Consider the following 17,786-nt stretch of genomic DNA (forward strand, 5'->3'; position numbering starts at 1 on the left):
AGGAAAAACCCCGGGTAGGTCGCCATTATTTCAGCGGGAATCGCCCTAAGATGGGATAAATAGTCCCATCTCGTTCCCTTGGCAGCGACCGGGGCGGCACCTAAATTGTATGCGTCTAACCGAGAGGATTCCTTGGGGATTTCCTCGTACTGCCCAAGGATTCAGGCCGCGATCCGCGCGACCACGAAGGAAGATCGATGAACGCCAATCTGCGCAATTTCGCCCTCTGGGTCATCATTGTCTTGCTGCTGTTGGCGTTGTTCACGCTCTTCCAAAATCCGGGTCAGCGCGCCTCCTCGCAGGACATCGCCTTCTCCCAGCTCCTGAGCGAGGTTGACCGCGGCAATGTGCGCGACGTGGTGATCCAGGGGCCGGATATCCACGGCACCTTCACCAACGGCTCCAGCTTCCAGACCTATGCGCCGAACGACCCGACGCTGGTCAAGCGCCTCTATGACAGCAAGGTCCAGATCACCGCGAAGCCGCCGGGCGACAACGTGCCCTGGTTCGTCTCGCTGCTGGTCTCCTGGCTGCCCTTCATCGCGCTGATCGGCGTGTGGATCTTCCTGTCGCGGCAGATGCAGGGCGGCGCCGGCAAGGCGATGGGCTTTGGCAAGTCGCGTGCGAAGATGCTCACTGAAGCGCATGGCCGCGTCACCTTCGAGGACGTCGCCGGCGTGGACGAAGCCAAGCAGGACCTGCAGGAGATCGTCGAATTCCTGCGCGACCCCGGCAAATTCCAGCGCCTCGGCGGCCGCATTCCGCGCGGCGTGCTGCTGGTTGGCCCTCCCGGCACCGGTAAGACCCTGATCGCGCGTGCGGTCGCGGGCGAAGCCAACGTGCCGTTCTTCACCATTTCGGGTTCTGACTTCGTGGAGATGTTCGTCGGCGTCGGCGCGAGCCGCGTCCGCGACATGTTCGAGCAGGCCAAGAAGAACGCCCCCTGCATCATCTTCATCGACGAAATTGACGCCGTCGGTCGTCACCGTGGCGCCGGTCTCGGCGGCGGCAATGACGAGCGCGAGCAGACGCTGAACCAGCTGCTGGTCGAGATGGACGGCTTCGAGGCGAACGAGGGCGTGATCCTGATCGCCGCCACCAACCGTCCTGATGTGCTCGATCCCGCGCTGCTGCGTCCCGGCCGCTTCGACCGTCAGGTCGTGGTGCCGAATCCGGACGTTGTCGGCCGCGAGCAGATCCTCAAGGTTCACGTTCGCAAGGTGCCGCTGGCGCCGGATATCAACCTCAAGACCATCGCGCGCGGCACCCCGGGCTTCTCCGGCGCCGACCTGATGAACCTCGTCAACGAAGCCGCTTTGACCGCCGCCCGCCGCAACAAGCGGATGGTGACCCAGGCTGAGTTCGAGGAGGCCAAGGACAAGGTGATGATGGGCGCCGAGCGCAAGTCGCTCGTCATGACCGAGGAAGAGAAGCTCTTGACGGCCTATCACGAGGGCGGCCACGCCATCGTCGGCCTCAACGTGCCCGCGACCGATCCGATCCACAAGGCGACGATCATCCCGCGCGGCCGTGCGCTGGGTATGGTCATGCAGCTGCCCGAGCGCGACAAGCTATCGATGTCGCTGGAGCAGATGACCTCGCGCCTCGCCATCATGATGGGCGGCCGCGTCGCCGAAGAGCTGATCTTCGGCCGCGAGAAGGTGACCTCGGGTGCTGCGTCCGACATCGAGCAGGCCACGCGCCTCGCCCGCATGATGGTGACGCGCTGGGGCCTCTCGGAAGAGCTCGGCACCGTCTCTTACGGCGAGAACCAGGACGAGGTGTTCCTGGGCATGTCGGTGTCGCGGACGCAGAACGCTTCTGAGGCGACCGTCCAGAAGATCGACTCCGAGATCCGGCGCCTGGTCGAGGAAGGCTACAAGGAAGCCACCCGCATCCTCACCGAGAAGCACGGTGATCTTGAGGCGCTGGCCAAGGGCCTGCTCGAGTTCGAGACGCTCTCCGGCGACGAGATCGTCGATCTGCTCAAGGGCAAGAAGCCGAACCGCGAGTCCGTGCTCGAGCCGACCACGCCGCGCGCCTCCGCCGTGCCCCCGGCCGGCAAGTCGCGCCCGCGGCCCGATCCGGATCCGGGCCTGGAGCCGCAACCGCAGGCGTAACGCCTCTCGCGTCGTGGCCAGCTATTCCGGCAAACCGTTAGTGCAAAAGCTCGGCATCAAGCCGGGCTTTTGTATTTTCGTGGACGGCCTTTCGTCGGCCTATCGCGATGTCGTCGGTGAATTGCCCGATGACGTGAAGATCGCAAAGACCGCCAAGGCGCCGCTCGACATGGTGCATGTCTTCGCGACCGAAGCCAAAGGCTTTGCGGTCAAGCTGCGCAGCTACCGCAAGGCGATCGCACCTGATGGGATGATCTGGGCGTCATGGCCGAAGAAGGCCTCGGGCGTCGCGACTGACGTGACGGAAACGCTGGTGCGCGAGGCCGCGCTCGCGAACGGCCTCGTCGACATCAAGGTCTGCGCCGTCGACGACGTCTGGTCCGGCCTCAAGCTCGTGATCCCCGTGAAGGACCGCCCGGCGAAGAAGTAGGCTGGGCAAAGGCGCCTTTGCGCCGTGCCCACCACCTATCGGCAAGCGAGACAGAAGTCGTGGGCACGCTTCGCTTTGCCCACCCTACGATATTTCACTTCGCCGCGGCTCCCGCCCTCTCGCCGCGCCGCTCGAGAAAGCGCAGCACGTCGTCGTTGAACTGCTCCGGATCCTGCAGAAACGAGAAGTGACTGACCTCCGGCTGGATCAGCAGGCCGGCGCCCGGGATGTTCGCCGCCATGAACTCGGTGTTCTCGCGCTTGATCGCCTCGTCGTGATCGCCATCCACGATCCAGGTCGGGACCTTGATCGCCGCGAGATCCGACGCCGTCCATTTCGGCTGGCTCTCCCACATCTTGGTAATCTCCGCGACGAAGCTCTTGTACTCCGTCGGGGTCGGCGAGAGACGCTTGTACTCCTCGCCGGCTCTGGCGATGTAGGCGTTGAAGACGTCGCTTGACGCAATATCGGCAACGCCCGACGGATCCGAGTTGGCCGCGAAAGCGAACAGCTTGGTGACCCGCTCCGGGTGCTTCATCGCGATGTCGAGGCCGATGATCGCGCCGTCGCTCCAGCCGACGATCGCGGCCTTCCTGATCTTGAGATGGTCGAGCAGCCCGACCACGTCCGAGGCCATCAGATCGTAGCCATAGGGCTCCTGGTTGCGGCTGCTGCGCCCGTGCCCGCGGCTCTCCATGACGATGACCTGATAGCGCCGTTGCAGCGCACGGACCTGGTGACCCCAGTAGTTGGCGTTGGCGAGGCCGCCATGCAGCAACAGCACGGGCTCCCCGCGGCCGAACACGGCGTACCAGACCTTGATGCCGTTGACGGGCGCGAAGCCGCTCTGCGCCGCCTTGGGCAAGGTCGGCGTCGGCGGCAGGCTCAGCCATTGCGGCGCCGCATGCGCAGCATTGATCGAGACCATGACGAGAAGGGCGGTGAGGAGTTTGCGAAACATCATGACACGTCTTCCTGTTCGTCCACCGGACATTAGCGCATGACAAAGTGGCGGCGTCACGTTCCAAGACAAAAACCAGGGCGCGGGCTTTCGTCCCTCCCTCGCGTTCCACAAACAAACGACGCTTTCCGTATTTGAACGACCAGATCGCGCCTGGTGGCGAGTCCGCCATCACGGCGAGCTTGTCCAGCACACCATGTCGGCCCACCTCCTGCCGCACCGGCCGCACGATGCACCGGCCAATGATGGAGATCGACTATGACTGGACTTAAGATCCTCGCTGCCGTGGCTGTGTTGTCGGCCCTGACTGCAACCACCGCCTACGCGCAATCCGGCTTTGCGAGCAGTCATCCGGACACGTACGAAGCGGAGAACCCCAATCGCAACCTGAATGGCACGCTGACGCCGGCGGGCCGGCTGGGCCTCGAGTTGCCGGACGGCGCGGCTCCCGCGCAAGGCGCCGACAGCGCCATGGCTCGCGCGGACGGCGCCGCTTCCCGTTCTTGCTCCGAGCGTTACCGGTCCTTCGATCCGGCGACGGGCACCTATCTCGGTCTGGACGGCAACCGCCATCCCTGCAGGTAAGGCAAAGCGGCAAATCACCGGATCAATTGGACCTCCGGCCGCATGGCCGGAGGACTCCATGCAAGATGCTGCCGGGATGAAGCTGGAGTCGCGTCCTCACTTCGACGATTTCGCGGCCGCGCTGTCGTCCCGCACATGGATCACCGCGATGTCGTCGGCATAGATTCGCTTCCAGCCCTTGAGCTGATCGAGGATCTGGGGGCCGGGCGCATCGGCGACCAATAGCGTCGCGTCGATCTTGTACTCATCCAGCAGGCGCGGAAGCAGCTCGGGCTTCTTGCCCTCGGTCGCCTTGAAGAAGTCCATCACGAATTTCTCGCCATAGAGCTCGGCGCGGCCGTCGACGTAGACGGGGATATCGCGCGAGATCAGATAGCCGCCGAACTGATAGGCGTTGAAGATGCGCTGGACCTTGCGCTGCTCGAGCAGGTCGACGGCGGCAACCGGCGTCTGCGTCATCGTGAAGGTGAAGCGGTGGTGCCCCATGTAGAGCGAGGTCGAGGTCCAGCCTGCGGCCACGATCATCAGCGCGCCAAGCGCGGTGACATAGTGGGCCGGCCAGCGGTCGGTGCCGGTGGCGTCCGGCTGCGGGCGCGGGACCAACTCGCCGAGCGGCTTCGCCAGCACCAGCGGCACCAGGAAGGCAAAGGCCTCGATGCTCCTGACATGGGTCAGCGCGCTCCAGGTCAGGAACAGGATCAAAAAGATCCTCGGCGCCGAGAGCACCAGGCCGCGATAGTAGCCGAAGGCGATCAGGCCGAGCAGCGCGCCTTCGAACGAGGTGAACGTGGTAAAGTTCGCCGGCATCCATTCGAAGATCAGCGACAGCAGCTCGCCGAGGCTGAGGATGTTGGTCGCGCCCAGCAGCGTCTTCCAGCCGTACGGCGTGCAGCAGCTGGCGATCACTGCGCCGATGCCGAACAGCACCCAGCGCATGAACAGTCGGAGCCGTTGTCCCTTCTCGGCATGCTCGACGGCCTCGAGCGAGATCGGACCGATCAGCGCCAGGCCGAGCACGAAGCCGCCATGCAGGTTCGCCCAGAGCGCCATAAGCGGCAGCCAATACCAGGACGGCGCACGCCTGCGGTCGGCGGCCGCCATCAGCAGGCCGACCCACGCCACCATGACCGGCAGCGCCAGAATATGCGGGCGCGCCAGGACGTGGTGCAACGACAGCAGCAGCGCCAGCATCGCAAACAGCACTGCCCGCGGTGCCTCGATCTGCGCGTCGAGCAGATAGACGAAGATTGCGGCCGTGAGTGCGGTCGCCATCGCAGTGAGGATGACGGGACCCGCCCAGTCCCATTGCGCATGGGAGAAGGCGAGCAGCACTTGCGACAGCCACGACGTCGAAATCCACGGCGCGCCGGCCCGCGTGAAGGAATAGAAATCCGTGGTGGGCACGGCGCCGTGATCGAGGATCCATTGCCCGACCTTGATCTGCCAGAACGAGTCGGAGTCCTGTAGCAGCGTGTCGCCGACATAGAGGAAGAACAGATAGGCGCCTGCACCGACGCACAGCGGCACCAGGGCTCGCGCGCGGCCCTGCATCGCGATGCTGTTGGCAAAGGAAAGGGACATTCCGCCTCGTCGTCCTGTTGTTCTTGTCGGTTCGGCGGCAGTGGACCACGGCGGTCATAACTTCGGGTAAATCGGGGCCGGGTCGGCGTCACGTCCGGATGATTTAACGGGTTGTTTTAGATTTCGGTTTACCATCGACGAATACACGCAAACCGCTCAGTGTTTACGCAGTCGAATTAACTGCGGCGCAATTCTTTGCCTCTACGTTCGGTTCCATGGTCGGGCGGCGCTGGGAAGCCGAAGAGACCAGACCAGTTGTAGCCTCGTGTACTTTTTGGGAGCACTCTATGAAGAACCTCGTTGCGCGCTTTGTGAAGGATGAATCCGGCGCCACCGCCATTGAATACGGCCTGATCGCTGCCGGCATCGCGCTGGCGATCATCACCGTCGTCAACAACCTCGGCAGCACGCTGAACACCAAGTTCACCTCGATCTCGACCAGCCTCAAGTAAGGCCGGACAAATTGAGAGTTGAAAGAGCCTCGTCCGAGACGAGGCTCTTTTCTTTTGTGCGGGGAGCTTTGCAGCCAGGGACCGAGGGTTAACGGACGTGGTCGCGTTTTGGTCTTGCTGCGGGGTGTCTGGCCCTCATGGTGCGGGGCCAGCCACCACAAGAACGCGGCGAAGCGTCCGCGCAAGGCCGCGAGAGCTGGCGGCCTGGAGCGTGATCCGGACCCGCAGGGCCGCGTTTGCCTAAAATGTGCGGCGGTATTCCCGAGAGTTCATGCTCTAGCAACACGCCAAGGCGCGATGACGATTCTCCAATCTCGTCGCGCTTTGGTTCGTCGCTCACCGTGACGGGGAGGGGAGCGGTGTGTCGTCGCGGACGTGAACCACGGCGACGTCATCCGCATAGAGCCGCTTCCAGCCCGGCAGATGGTCCATGATCCTCGAGGCGGGCACCGTGGGGTTCAGCAGCGTCGCGTCGATCCGGTAGGTATCGAGCAGGCGCAGGAGCGTCTCGACGTTCTTGCCCTCGACGGCGTCGAAGTAGTCGAGCACGAACTGCTCGCCATACAGCTCGGCGCGGCCATCGATGAAGGTCTTGATGTTGCGGGTGATCAGATAGCCGCCGATCGGAGCGGTGCTGAAGATCCGCTGCGCGTGCCGCCGTTCGAGCACGTCGACTGCGGCCGCGGGGGACTGATTGCCGATAAAGGCATACCGGTACGGCGTGGCATAGGACCGCGTGATGCTCCAGCCGGCCGCGACGATCGCGAGCGCAGCGATTGCGCTCACTGCAAAGGAGGACCGGGCGTCTGCCGCCCTCAGCGCGACCGCTCGCGTCACGCCCAATTGCTCGGCGAACGGCTTCGCCAGCACGAGCGGCGTCAACAACGCAAAGGCCTCGATGTTTCTGACGTGGTTGAGGGCCGCCCAGACCAGGCCGAGGAGCAGAAGAATACGGGTCCAGGACAGCACCAGGCCGCTGTAGTAGCCGATGGCGATCAATCCGAGCAGGCTGGCTCCAAACAGATCGAGCGAGCTGAAGTCGGCGGGCATCCATTCCCAGATCATCGAGAGCAGCTTGCCGAGGCTGAGGATCTTCGTCGATGCGAGAAGCGTGTTCCAGCCATAGGGCGTGCAGCAGGCTGCGGCCAGCGCAGCAAGCCCGAACACGGCCCAGCGCGCCGCCAGCGCAAATCGATCCTTGCGATCGGCGGATGCGAGCGCATCGAGGCCGATGGCCCCGATCAGCGCCAGCCCCATGACGAAGCCGCCGTGAAGATTGGCCCATAGCGCCATCAACGGCAGCAACAGCCAGGAGGGCGCGGTGCGCCGGTCGGCGGCCGCCAGCAGCCCGCCGACAAAGGCCACCATGACCGGCAGGGCCAGCATGTGCGGGCGCGCGAGGAAATGCCCCATCGACATGAAGAGGAGCGGGGTGACGAGCAGAAAGGCGCGCGCCGGCTCCAGATAAGGCTCAAGCAGGTGAACGAAGATCGCCGCGGTCGCTCCGATTGCGAGCGATGTCAGGATAACCACGCCCGACCAGTTTGACGCCTCGTAAACCAGCGCGAACAGGACTTGCGACAGCCAGGAGCTGGAGATCCAGGGCTCACCGGCGCGCGTGAACGAATAGATATCGGTGGTGGGCAGCGCACGATGTTCGAGAATCCACTGTCCGATCTTGATCTGCCACAGCGTATCGGAATCCCGCAGCATGATGTCGCCGACGCCGAGGAAGAACAGGTACACACCGGCGCCGATGCAGAGCGGCACGAGCCAGCGCGCAACGCCGCGGACGGGAACGCTGCTCGTAACGGAAACCGACATTGGACTCTCGGGGTTGAACGACCACGCACAACAGCAGATCCGCACCTGAGCATGATCGCTTTTAAGTTGGGGTAAACCGGGCCGGTTCGCCGCCGCCACGCGGTGCAAGGATGCGTTTACTACCTGCTCGCGTGCGCCTCGGAGTTACGTGGCGCCCGTATCCTCATTTGCTCCTTGTCATTCGTCCTGAATAGTTGTTCAGTCCTTGCGGGGCGATTTGCAGCGATTGAGTGACGAAGCGTTCGGCCGCAGGGCGTGCGGCAGGCGTGTGGGACAGGAAGCGCGCCATGGTTTATCGGCGGACGCATCAAGTGGTTAAGCGCCTTGCGGCCCGGCGCAGTGCGATCTTGGCGGCGGCGCGCGAGGCTGCGGCGGAAGGCGGGATGGCGGCGGTGCAGATCGCGCCGGTCGCGGTCCGGGCCAATGTCGCGGCCGGCACGGTCTACCGCTACTTCCCCTCCAAGGCCGAGTTGATCTCCGAATTGATCGCCGAGGTCTCCCGCGACGAGCTCGCGGCGATCCGCCGGGCGGCCGATGCCGCGCCAGGCCCGTCCTCGGCGCTGGCTGCCGCCGTCACCACGGTGGCGGTCCATACCCTGTCGCAGCGCAGGCTGGCCTGGGGCATCCTGGCCGAGCCGGTCGATGTCGATGTCAGCGCCTCCCGGCTTGCCAGCCGGCGCGAGATCGCGGGCGAGATCGCAGGCCGGATCGATGCGGCCGTGCGCGCCGGTCACCTGCCAGCGCAGGACACCGCGCTGGCCGCCACCGCGCTGCTCGGTGCGCTGCATGAGGCCCTGGTCGGGCCGCTCGCGCCTGACAATCTCGAAGATCCCGTCAAGATGCGCGATGCGGTGCAGACCGTGACGCTGCTTGCGCTGCGCGCCGTCGGCGTCATGGACGCCCGCGCCCGCGGCCTGGTGGTGCAGCAGACGCTGCTCCCGACCGCGAAGGCGCTGGTCGGGGCCTGAATCGAGGGCGCGACCGGGGCGGGGGCCTGATCGCGCTCAGGCCGTTGTCCGGGCGCGCCTTTTCGAAAAAACCGAGCAGGCATGCCGGACAGGCCGGCTACTGTGCATGGGGTTGTTTTCGACGTTTTTGCTTGCCGGGCGCCCGCGGACCTAGATATCCGCGCCGCCCTCGGGGCCGACGGAGGCGATGCGCACCATGTTGGTGGTGCCGGGAATGCCGAGCGGCACGCCGGCGACGATGATCACGCGCTGGCCGGCGCGGACGAAGCCGTCGCGGAACGCGATCTGGCCGGCGCGGCTCACCATGTCGTCCTGGTCGCGCGCATCTTCCGCCACCACGCAATGCACGCCCCAGACCACCGCCAGCCGGCGTCCGGCCGCGATGTTCGGCGTGATCGCCACGATCGGTGGCTTCGGCCGCTCGCGCGCGACGCGCACCGCGGTCGAGCCCGAGCTGGTCCAGCAGATCAGGGCCGGCAGGTCGAGCGTCTCGGCGATCTGGCGGGCGGCGTCCGCGATGGCGTCGCCTGCGGTGGATTCCGGCGCGGGGCGCTGCGCGGTCAGCACGGACCGATAAATCGGGTCGCGCTCGACCTCTTCGCCGATGCGGTTCATGGTCGAGACCGCCTCGACCGGGAATTTGCCGGCCGCCGATTCCGCCGACAGCATGATGGCGTCGGCGCCTTCATAGACGGCGGTGGCGACGTCCGAGACCTCGGCGCGGGTCGGCACCGGCGACTGGATCATCGATTCCAGCATCTGGGTCGCGATCACCACCGGCTTGCCGGCGCGGCGCGCCATGCGCGTCATCTGCTTCTGGAGGCTCGGCACGCGCTCCAGCGGCAGCTCGACACCGAGATCGCCGCGCGCCACCATCAGCGCGTCGGAGGCCTCGATGATGTCGGCGAGGCGGTCGATCGCCTGCGGCTTCTCGATCTTGGCCATGACCGCGGCGCGGCCGCGGATCATCTTCTTGGCCTCGATCACGTCGTCGGCGCGCTGCACGAAGGACAGCGCGATCCAGTCGACGCCGGTGACCAGCGCCGCCTCGAGGTCGGCGCGGTCCTTCGGTGTCATCGCCGAGACCGGCAGGTCGGTGTCGGGCAGGCTGACGCCCTTGCGGTCGGACATCCGTCCGCCGACCACGACGCGCGTCACCGCGTGCTCTTTCGAGGTCTCCTCCGCGATCAGCCGGACCTTGCCGTCATCCAGCAGCAGCGCATGGCCGGGCCGCAGCGCGGCGAGGATCTCCGGATGCGGGAGATTGACGCGCGTGGCATCGCCCGGCGCCTTGTCGGAATCGAGCGTGAAGGTCTGGCCGTTCTGGAGCTGGACCGAGCCTTCGGCGAAGGCGCCGAGCCTGAGCTTCGGTCCCTGAAGGTCGACCAGGATGCCGATCGGCCGGCCGTAGCTGCTCTCGACATTGCGGATCGTCGCCACCAGCTCCCGCATCTTGTCATGCGGGGTGTGGCTCATGTTGATGCGGAACAGGTCGGCGCCGGCCTCGAACAGGCGGCGGATCATCGCGAGGTCCGAAGAGGCAGGTCCAAGGGTCGCGAGAATCTTGATACGGCGAAGACGCCTCATGGCTTATTCCCAGGCGGAGGGGGAGCTGCGGCCGGTGGCAGGCCGGGCGAGCCCGGGGGCGTAGCACCGGGCGGGCCATTGGGCAAACCCGGAACGCCGCCACCCGGGCCAACCGGGCCGGGCATGCCAGGCAGGCGCGGCTGTGCCGGCTGCTCGTTGGCATCGGTGAGCTGCACCGTCCAGGCGCGCTGCTCGCCGGTATCGACCTCGAAATAGCCGGTGCGGTCATAGCCGCGCGCCAGGCAATCCTCGGTGCCGCGGATGGTGAATTCCTTGTCGCGCGAGCACATGAAGGCCTGGCCCGACCATTCGCCGCCGCGGTCATAGTCGATCGCGTAGATGTAATAGTAGCGGGCGACCAGCGTTCCCCGCAGCAGGGTCTCGCAGGAGCGGGAGGAGATGTTCCACCAACCCTCTGTGGTCCAGCCCTCGGCGTCCTTGTAGCCGAGCGCAATGCCGACCCGGCTCGAGGTGTTGTTGCAGAGGCGGAAATCGGCGGCGGCCGGGCTGGCCCAGAGGCACAGCAGGCCAACCACCAGCACCGGGACCAACCGGGCGAGCAGGCGAAACGGGGAACGGGGAGATTCGGCGATCATTGTCGCGGAACGTATACCAGATGATTGACGATTTGGCGTAGGGCCGGGGAACTGCCGCGAGAGGCGGCCCGGGGCCCGTTTGCGCCGCGATATGGCAAAATCTGTGACAGGACCCCACCTGATCCCGTAAGGGTGACGACATCAGGGGTAGCCAAGGGATTCAGTGATGGCAATCGACGACAAAACCAGAACGGAACTCGAAGCGGCCGCTTTCCGGCGCCTGGTCGACCATTTGAAGACGCGGACCGACGTCCAGAATATCGACCTGATGAATCTGGCAGGCTTCTGCCGCAACTGCCTGTCCAACTGGCTCAAGGACGCCGCCGACGCCCAGGGCGTCGCCCTGAGCAAGGACGAGAGCCGGGAGGCCGTCTACGGCATGCCCTACGAGACCTGGAAAGCGAAATACCAGGGCACGGCCACGCCCGAGCAGATCGAGGCGATGAAGAAGGTCCATCCCCACGGGCACTAGTCTTTCCCCGTCATTCCGGGGCGATGCGCAGCATCGAACCCGGAATCTCGAGATTCCGGGTTCGCCCTTCGGGCGCCCCGGAATGACGACAATCTCCAGTATCTTCTCATCTCCTGTGGGCGCGCTGTGGACGAGCGCGATGCTTGCTTGAACGCGGGGGGCACGAACCCTAAGGGTTCAGGCAGCACGCGCGGTGACGGATGCCGGCGTCACCTCGTTTTGCCAGTTTCATTGGGAGTACCAAGATGGCCACCTCCGCCGCCGTCCGCGACGACGAGCCCGCGACGAAATTTGCCAAGGACCAGCTCAAATCCATCATCGAGCGCATCGAGCGGCTGGAGGAAGAGAAGAAGGCGATCTCCGACGACATTCGTGACGTCTATGCCGAGAGCAAGGGCAACGGCTACGACGTCAAGGCGCTGCGCACCATCGTGCGGATGCGCAAGCAGGATCCCAACGAGCGCGCCGAGGCCGAGACCATTCTCGAGACCTACATGCAGGCGCTGGGAATGATCTGAGGTCTGTACTGTCGTCCTGGCGAGAGCCAGGACCCATAGCCACAGGCCGTGGTTATTGCGAAGGCCGGCAGTTGCATTATCGTCGTGCGGGATTGGTACCTCATCGATAGATTCCGCGGTATGGGTCCTGGCTTTCGCCAGGACGACACCAGTGTCGTGGGTCCATCGAGGGAAACGCCGTGACTGCGCCGCCGCTACCGCGCGAGGTGAGCCGTGCCTTCGACGCTCTTCCGGCGCCGATCGGCAAGCGGCTGCTTCAGGTGCGTGCGCTGATCTTCGCGACCGCTGCGGCGCATGAGGACGTCGGCCCGCTCACCGAAACGCTGAAATGGGGCGAACCCGCTTATCTGACCGATGAGACCGGCAGCGGCTCTACGATCCGGCTCGGGCGCGTGAAGGACTCCGATCGCGCCGCCATTCTCGTCAACTGCAGGACGACGCTGGTCGATACGTTCCGCGAGCGCTTTCCCGATCAGTTCGAGTATCGGCAGACGAGGGCGTTGCTGTTGCCGGTATCCGGCGCGCTTCCGAAGCAGCAGCTCACCGTCTGTCTCTCGCTGGCGCTGACGTATCATCTGGATCGGCGGGTCAGGAAAGCGAGATAGAAGCTGCGGGTTTCGACACTATAGTCTTGGACATGGCGAGCACGCCGTTGCGCCGGTCCGGCGCGCAGCCTCTATCGGCAGGATTGTCGGTCTCGTCTCAATTGCCGCGTCCGCGTTTGGAGTCTCGTCGGGCCTGCGCCCGCTTGTTGGCCTGCGAGACCCTTCCGATTTTTACCGGTGGAAGTTTCTTGATCCGGCGACGGCTTGGGATGGACCGCATGCCGTCATGCGAAGTTGGGGTCGTCTGCGGTCGGGAAAACTGACGTGCCCGACGAAGTGCCAGCGCCCGTCGCGCCGCTTCCCCGAGCTCCCGTCGTGCCTCAAACTTTCGGATGCGCCTCAGCTCGTTCTTGACGCGCTTGATGGCGGCAGCGAAGACCGATTGGCGCCGGTTTGCGTGCTCTGCCGTTCCGGAGAAACTCTTGCCGCGCGGGTCGGTCGTCCCCTTTGTTTCGCGGCGTCGATGCCGCGACAATGTACGCTCCCTGTCGCGCAGATCCCGTAGCCGGTCGCGAAGGCCCTCAAGTCCATCGCGCCCCATCTCTCCAACCCCACGGGATGGTGCGTATTCAATATGACTTCGCGCTCGTCCTGGTTCAGAAGGCTGAGCTCAGACTTGCATGGAACTGACATCGCACGCTCCCTTCCGGGTTTTTCGCGCATTGCCACGATGCGCGTTTGGAATGCGCAGCGATACCGGGTGATTACCCGTTGGAAGTGGGGGAATCCTCCTTAGTGCATATGCGCACCAGGCTTGGGCAAAATCCGTTTATCTGTCGTCACGGACAAGTGAACCCAGTGCGCGCGCACCATCCGGGCCACGACATTGTGTTCGTGGAAATACCGCCTCAGCGCAACGCGGCGGTGCGCACGACGAAGGAGGTCGTATCGAGCTTCGCGGTGGCGCTGCCCGAGAAGCTGTCGCAGGACAGGCCCTGCATCGGATCGTCGGTGAAGCCCATGGCGATCACGGTCTGCGGCTTGACGAAATAGCCGCGCAGCGCGGTCATATCGAGCTCGCCCATCAGCGTCACCGACATCGCGCGGCTGGCGCTCGGCGACAGCATCACGATCTTGAGCCAGATGCTCTCGCCCTTGGCCGCGGAGAGCCGGGTCGCGGTTGCGACCATGCCGTCGACGCTCTTGCCGACCACCGTGTTGATCTCGGTTGCCTGGGCGCCGCTGCGGGACGCGGCGGCGGGACGGGCCGAGCGCGGGATCGGCGCGGAAGCGGCAACGACGTTGGCGCGATCGACCGGGGAGGCGGCCGGTGCGTAAGCCAGCGCCTGAAGAGTTGCGTTGGAGACGCTGGCGGTGGGCTGCGGATCGGTCGCGGCGGCAAGCGCCTGGCGGGCCTTCAGCGCGGCGATCTGCGCCGGTGTCGCCTGCTGCGGCGTCGCCGGAGTGTCCCAGAAGCCGCGGGCATTGATGATGTCGGCCGGGGTTTCAGGCTTGCCGGCCGCCGGCTTGTCAGCCACGGGCGCCGGCTTCGGCTTGGGCGGCGCAACGATCTGCGCATCGGCCGAGGCGAGCTGGAGCGTGGCGGCGACCTGCGGCTTGGCGCGCGGCGTCGGCACCGGATCGGCCGGCTTGGCCGCAGCGGCGACCACGGTGGGCGCCACGGGCTTGGCGGCCGGGGCTGGTGCGCCCTCGTCATCCTCGTCGTTGCTGCTGGCTGCCGGCGCCGACTTGCTCTTGAACAGGGCGGCAAAGAAGTTCGGCTTGCTGGCACCGTCGTCACCGTTGCCGCGGCGCTCGATCTCGGCCTTGGCGAGCTCATAGCCCTTCAGCGGCGTGCCGTCGGTCGGCAGATGCACCGTCTTTCCGTCCGGGAAGACGCGGGCGAGTTGGTCATGCGTCATGCGCGGCCAGTGCCGGATGCTGCCGGTGTCCAGATGCACGAAGGGCGAGCCGGAGGTCGGATAGAAGCCGACACCGCCGCGCTGGAGGCGCAGGCCGGCGAAACGGATCTGCTCCAGCGGCACGCCCGGAATGTAGAAGTCCATCGCATGCCCCAGCATGTGCTGGCTGAAGCGCGCCACACCGGAGGAACGGCGGCGGAGCATCGCGTTGGTGGCGGGGGAGCGGTAGGAGGAGATGATCTGGATCGGCTGCTTGCCGTCGACGTCGCGATAGACTTCCCAGAGGATGTCGAACAGGTGACGGTCCATGACCGTCTCGTCCTGGGTGCGCCAGTCGCGGAGGAAGTGGTTGAGCTGCTTCAGCGACGCGTCGTCGTAGCGGCCGTCGCGCTTGAAGGTGACGGTGAGGTCTTCGCCGGAATGGGTGTGGTGGAAGGAGAGCGTCTTGGTCTCGTTCAGCGCGGCGGCGTTATGGACCGAGCCGGCGGCAGCCAGCAGCAATACGGAGGCGAGGCCGATCCGGGATCCGGCCTTCACTCCCGCATGGGACAACGACAGCACAGCGAATTGGCGTGCAAGACCAGTCAGCACGTATGAGCCCACCCAGTCGACGAGCGTTCAAATGGACTCTCCCGCCAACCCCGTTAGCGCGAGAAAGAGGATGAACGCTTTATTAAAGCGAGAAGGTTAATTCGAGGTTGACCTTCCCGCCCCCAAACCAAGTCAGAATGCAAACCTAACCGGTTGAGTGTGGCAAAAAAACGCCCGCTGCCCGGGGCCCGGGTCGAGAATGGTTAACGTGAAACGCCCCCATCCGGGGGACAGGGGCGTTGATTTTATTGCAGAATTTCAGGAAACGAGCGGCCGGGCCCGGCTCAGCGGGTAAACACCCGCTGCGGCCTGCGGCCGACCGGAGCTGGCGGCGGGGTCGGGGCGCCGAACAGCCGCTCGAAGAAGTTCGGACCGGACGAGCCGAAGCCGCCGCCATTGTTGGCCACTGCCACGCCCGAGGGCAGCGTCGTTGCCGGGCGCGAATAGCTCGGCTGGGAGTGCGCGACGATATTCTCGAGATCCTTGCCGCGACTGTTCTTCAGGATGTTGATCATGGTCGAGTCGCGGCCGTAGACGTCCTTGCGGAATTGCAGCTTGCCGGCATCGTCCACGAACGCGGTCTGATAGGTGATGTTGACCGGAATCGGGGTCGGGAATTTCAGATCGATCTCGCTCTTGCCGTACATGCTGCGCACGCGCTCCGGCGTGTACTTCTCGTTCGGCATAGCGATGTTGAGCAGAACGGAGGCGTACTGATCCGGGTTCTGCACACGCATGCAGCCGTGGCTGAAGGCGCGGTCTTCCTTGGCGAACAGGTTCTTGTCCGGCGTGTCGTGCTGATAGACCAGGAACTTGTTCGGGAAGTTGAAGCGGATGCGGCCGAGCGCGTTGGCTTCACCCGGCGGCTGCGAGATGTGCACGGAGCCGTCGCGGTTCTGTTCGAGCTTGAGTCCCATGCGCTGAAGCACGGTCGGGTCCTGCTGAAGCGCCGGCAGGTATTCGTTGTAGACGATCGACGGCGGCACGTTCCAGGTCGGGTTGACCGTGATGTACTTCATCGTTTCGGTGAGCAGGGGCGTCGCGTGCTGGCCCGGCTTGCCGGTGACGACGCGGGTGGTCCAGACCTGCTGGCCGCGCTGCATCACCTTCAGCGTGTAGTCGGGAATGTTGAGGATGACATAGGCATCGCCCAGCGAGGGCACGCCGAGGTCGCGCGGCAGCCAGCGCCAGCGCTCCATGTTCACCAGCACCGTGTCGATCTGCTTGTCGCGCTTCGGGGTGTTGAGCGCCTTGATCGTCTTGTCGTCGAGGATGCCGGTCGCCTTGATCTCGGCGCTGTTCTGGAATTTGCGCACGGCTTCCGCGACCGTGGCGTCATAGCGGGTGTCGCTCGCATTCTCGGTGATGCCGAGCTTGCTGCGAAGCTGCGGCACGCGCGGATCCTCGACGACGATTTCAGCCTGCTTCTTGCCGGCGGGGGTGTATTTCAACGCCGGGCCGTCGGCGATCTCGATCACCGGGCCGTTGCCCTGGCCGCGGAGCTCCGCGAGCTTCGCCTTCAGTTCCTTGTAGAGCTTCTGCGGCGGGTTGTAGCTGTCGAGCGCCGCGGAGGCGTCAGCCGCGGTCGTGACCTTGGCGAGCACCTCGCTCGGATCGACCGGATGCTCGGGATAGAGGATGTCGGCGCTGACCTGCGACCAGTGCATGCGGCCGCTCTGGGCCTGGCGCGCATAGTCGAACATGCTGGCGGTGAGCTTGAGCTCGGCGTCGGCGAGCGCATCGGGGGTCGTGGCGGCGGCGAAATCCGGCACCGGATAATCGGTCGGATTGAGGCCGTCGGAGGCTGCATCCTTCAGCCGCGCGATCACGCCCTTGGCCGCGGCGGTCAGGCTGCCGGCTTGCGTCCACACCGGCGCGAAGTCGCGGGCGCCGTAGAACTTCTCGATCGCCGCGCGCTCGTTCTTGCGGTCGAAATGGCGCGAGGTCTTGGCGCCGATGATATCCTTCAGCTTGTCGGCGACCGGCTGGTCGGCGGCGGGCACGCTGCTCGCAGCCTTGACCGGCTCGGCGGCAGGAGCCGCTGCGGTGGCGGGAGCCGCAGGCGCAGCCGGCGCGGTCGTCGCAGTGTCGGCCTTTGCTGGTTCAGATTTGGCGGGCTCGGTCGTCGCGGGCTCCGTTTTGGCCGTCTCGCTCTTCGGCGCCTCGGTGGCGGGCGTGGTGGCGATGTCGGACGGCTTCGTCTCAACCTTGTCCGGCGCGGGAGCGGCTTCGGCCTTCACGGGTTCCTTGGCCGGCTCCTTCGCGGAGTCCTGGACCGTGGCGGTGGCGTCGAGCTTGATGTCGGAGGCAGTCGGGGGCGGGACGTTGGCGGGCTCGGGGCGCGGGATCGCGGCTTCGATCGCGAGCTCGGCGGCGCTGCTGCGCGCCTGATCCTGCGCCAGGGCCGAGCTGGCCGACACCGTGAGGAAGGTTGCTGCGACCGTCATCAAGACACGGTCAAAGCCTGCACGGTGGTTCAAACAGTCACGCATTGTGTCGCACCCCTCGGGTGAACTGTCCCTCGTGGAACAGCTTTGTTATCGCCTAATTGAGCTTCGGCTAAACCGCGCCGGCCTCTCGAAAGTTGCACGCCTGCACGCAACGATTCATACGCAGACGATATACAGGCCCCGA

The 17,786-nt window shown here is 65.3% G+C and carries 15 protein-coding genes; 8 read left to right on the forward strand and 7 right to left on the reverse strand.

Features of this window, described 5'->3' with window-relative positions; translation table 11 throughout:
* Positions 1–197 precede the first annotated feature (197 nt).
* Positions 198–2,120 carry an ATP-dependent zinc metalloprotease FtsH gene (gene ftsH / locus WN73_RS08790; protein WP_011089881.1) on the forward strand — a complete coding sequence of 641 codons (1,923 nt, stop codon included), beginning with the start codon at positions 198–200 and terminating at the stop codon, positions 2,118–2,120.
* A 40-nt stretch (positions 2,121–2,160) separates the two neighbouring features.
* Positions 2,161–2,550: a DUF3052 family protein gene (locus WN73_RS08795; RefSeq protein WP_060910252.1), complete on the forward strand. Its 390-nt coding sequence runs from the start codon at positions 2,161–2,163 to the stop codon at positions 2,548–2,550.
* Between the two features lie 94 nt (positions 2,551–2,644).
* Here WN73_RS08795 and WN73_RS08800 read toward each other — a convergent pair whose 3' ends face one another.
* The gene (locus WN73_RS08800) at positions 2,645–3,514 is read right to left on the reverse strand and encodes an alpha/beta fold hydrolase (protein WP_271552385.1); all 870 of its coding nucleotides are present in this window, start codon (positions 3,512–3,514) and stop codon (positions 2,645–2,647) included.
* 255 nt (positions 3,515–3,769) lie between these two features.
* On the opposite strand from WN73_RS08800, the gene WN73_RS08805 reads away from it, so the two are divergent.
* Entirely contained in the window at positions 3,770–4,096 is a 327-nt protein-coding gene (locus WN73_RS08805) for a BA14K family protein (RefSeq protein WP_028173012.1), read from the forward strand.
* 96 nt (positions 4,097–4,192) lie between these two features.
* Here the strand turns inward: WN73_RS08805 and WN73_RS08810 are convergent, their stop codons facing one another.
* Positions 4,193–5,677 carry a hypothetical protein gene (locus tag WN73_RS08810; RefSeq protein WP_271552387.1) on the reverse strand — a complete coding sequence of 495 codons (1,485 nt, stop codon included), beginning with the start codon at positions 5,675–5,677 and terminating at the stop codon, positions 4,193–4,195.
* Between the two features lie 287 nt (positions 5,678–5,964).
* Here WN73_RS08810 and WN73_RS08815 point away from each other — a divergent pair, with 287 nt between their 5' ends.
* On the forward strand, positions 5,965–6,129 hold the full coding sequence (locus WN73_RS08815) for a Flp family type IVb pilin (RefSeq protein WP_028173014.1): 165 nt from the start codon (positions 5,965–5,967) through the stop codon (positions 6,127–6,129).
* Positions 6,130–6,465: 336 nt separating this feature from the next.
* Here the strand turns inward: WN73_RS08815 and WN73_RS08820 are convergent, their stop codons facing one another.
* Positions 6,466–7,953: a hypothetical protein gene (locus WN73_RS08820; protein WP_271552390.1), complete on the reverse strand. Its 1,488-nt coding sequence runs from the start codon at positions 7,951–7,953 to the stop codon at positions 6,466–6,468.
* Positions 7,954–8,240: 287 nt separating this feature from the next.
* On the opposite strand from WN73_RS08820, the gene WN73_RS08825 reads away from it, so the two are divergent.
* Entirely contained in the window at positions 8,241–8,921 is a 681-nt protein-coding gene (locus tag WN73_RS08825) for a TetR/AcrR family transcriptional regulator (protein ID WP_271552391.1), read from the forward strand.
* 150 nt (positions 8,922–9,071) lie between these two features.
* Here the strand turns inward: WN73_RS08825 and pyk are convergent, their stop codons facing one another.
* Both pyk and WN73_RS08835 read right to left on the reverse strand, forming a co-directional pair.
* The gene (gene pyk / locus WN73_RS08830; RefSeq protein ID WP_011089873.1) at positions 9,072–10,508 is read right to left on the reverse strand and encodes a pyruvate kinase; all 1,437 of its coding nucleotides are present in this window, start codon (positions 10,506–10,508) and stop codon (positions 9,072–9,074) included.
* A complete protein-coding gene (locus WN73_RS08835; RefSeq protein WP_271552393.1) occupies positions 10,505–11,104 on the reverse strand; it encodes a DUF1036 domain-containing protein in 600 nt (199 codons plus the stop codon). The genes pyk and WN73_RS08835 overlap by 4 nt, the downstream gene beginning before the upstream one ends.
* Before the next feature lie 166 nt (positions 11,105–11,270).
* Between WN73_RS08835 and WN73_RS08840 the strand changes: the two genes are divergently transcribed.
* The 3 genes from WN73_RS08840 to WN73_RS08850 all read left to right on the forward strand — a co-directional run bounded on the left by WN73_RS08840 (position 11,271) and on the right by WN73_RS08850 (position 12,699).
* Complete coding sequence (locus WN73_RS08840; RefSeq protein ID WP_232953852.1) at positions 11,271–11,576, forward strand: DUF1244 domain-containing protein; 306 nt, start codon at positions 11,271–11,273, stop codon at positions 11,574–11,576.
* A gap of 245 nt (positions 11,577–11,821) precedes the next feature.
* The gene (locus WN73_RS08845; protein ID WP_008136868.1) at positions 11,822–12,094 is read left to right on the forward strand and encodes a DUF2312 domain-containing protein; all 273 of its coding nucleotides are present in this window, start codon (positions 11,822–11,824) and stop codon (positions 12,092–12,094) included.
* 179 nt (positions 12,095–12,273) lie between these two features.
* Positions 12,274–12,699: a DUF1801 domain-containing protein gene (locus WN73_RS08850; RefSeq protein ID WP_271552397.1), complete on the forward strand. Its 426-nt coding sequence runs from the start codon at positions 12,274–12,276 to the stop codon at positions 12,697–12,699.
* Positions 12,700–13,547: 848 nt separating this feature from the next.
* Here WN73_RS08850 and WN73_RS08855 read toward each other — a convergent pair.
* Together WN73_RS08855 and WN73_RS08860 are read right to left on the reverse strand one after the other, a co-directional pair.
* Entirely contained in the window at positions 13,548–15,164 is a 1,617-nt protein-coding gene (locus WN73_RS08855; RefSeq protein ID WP_271552398.1) for a DUF882 domain-containing protein, read from the reverse strand.
* Positions 15,165–15,436: 272 nt separating this feature from the next.
* A complete protein-coding gene (locus tag WN73_RS08860; RefSeq protein WP_271552399.1) occupies positions 15,437–17,644 on the reverse strand; it encodes a L,D-transpeptidase family protein in 2,208 nt (735 codons plus the stop codon).
* Positions 17,645–17,786 lie beyond the last annotated feature (142 nt).

The organism is Bradyrhizobium sp. CCBAU 45394 (genome assembly GCF_028128655.1).
Classification (GTDB): Bacteria; Pseudomonadota; Alphaproteobacteria; order Rhizobiales; family Xanthobacteraceae; genus Bradyrhizobium; species Bradyrhizobium diazoefficiens.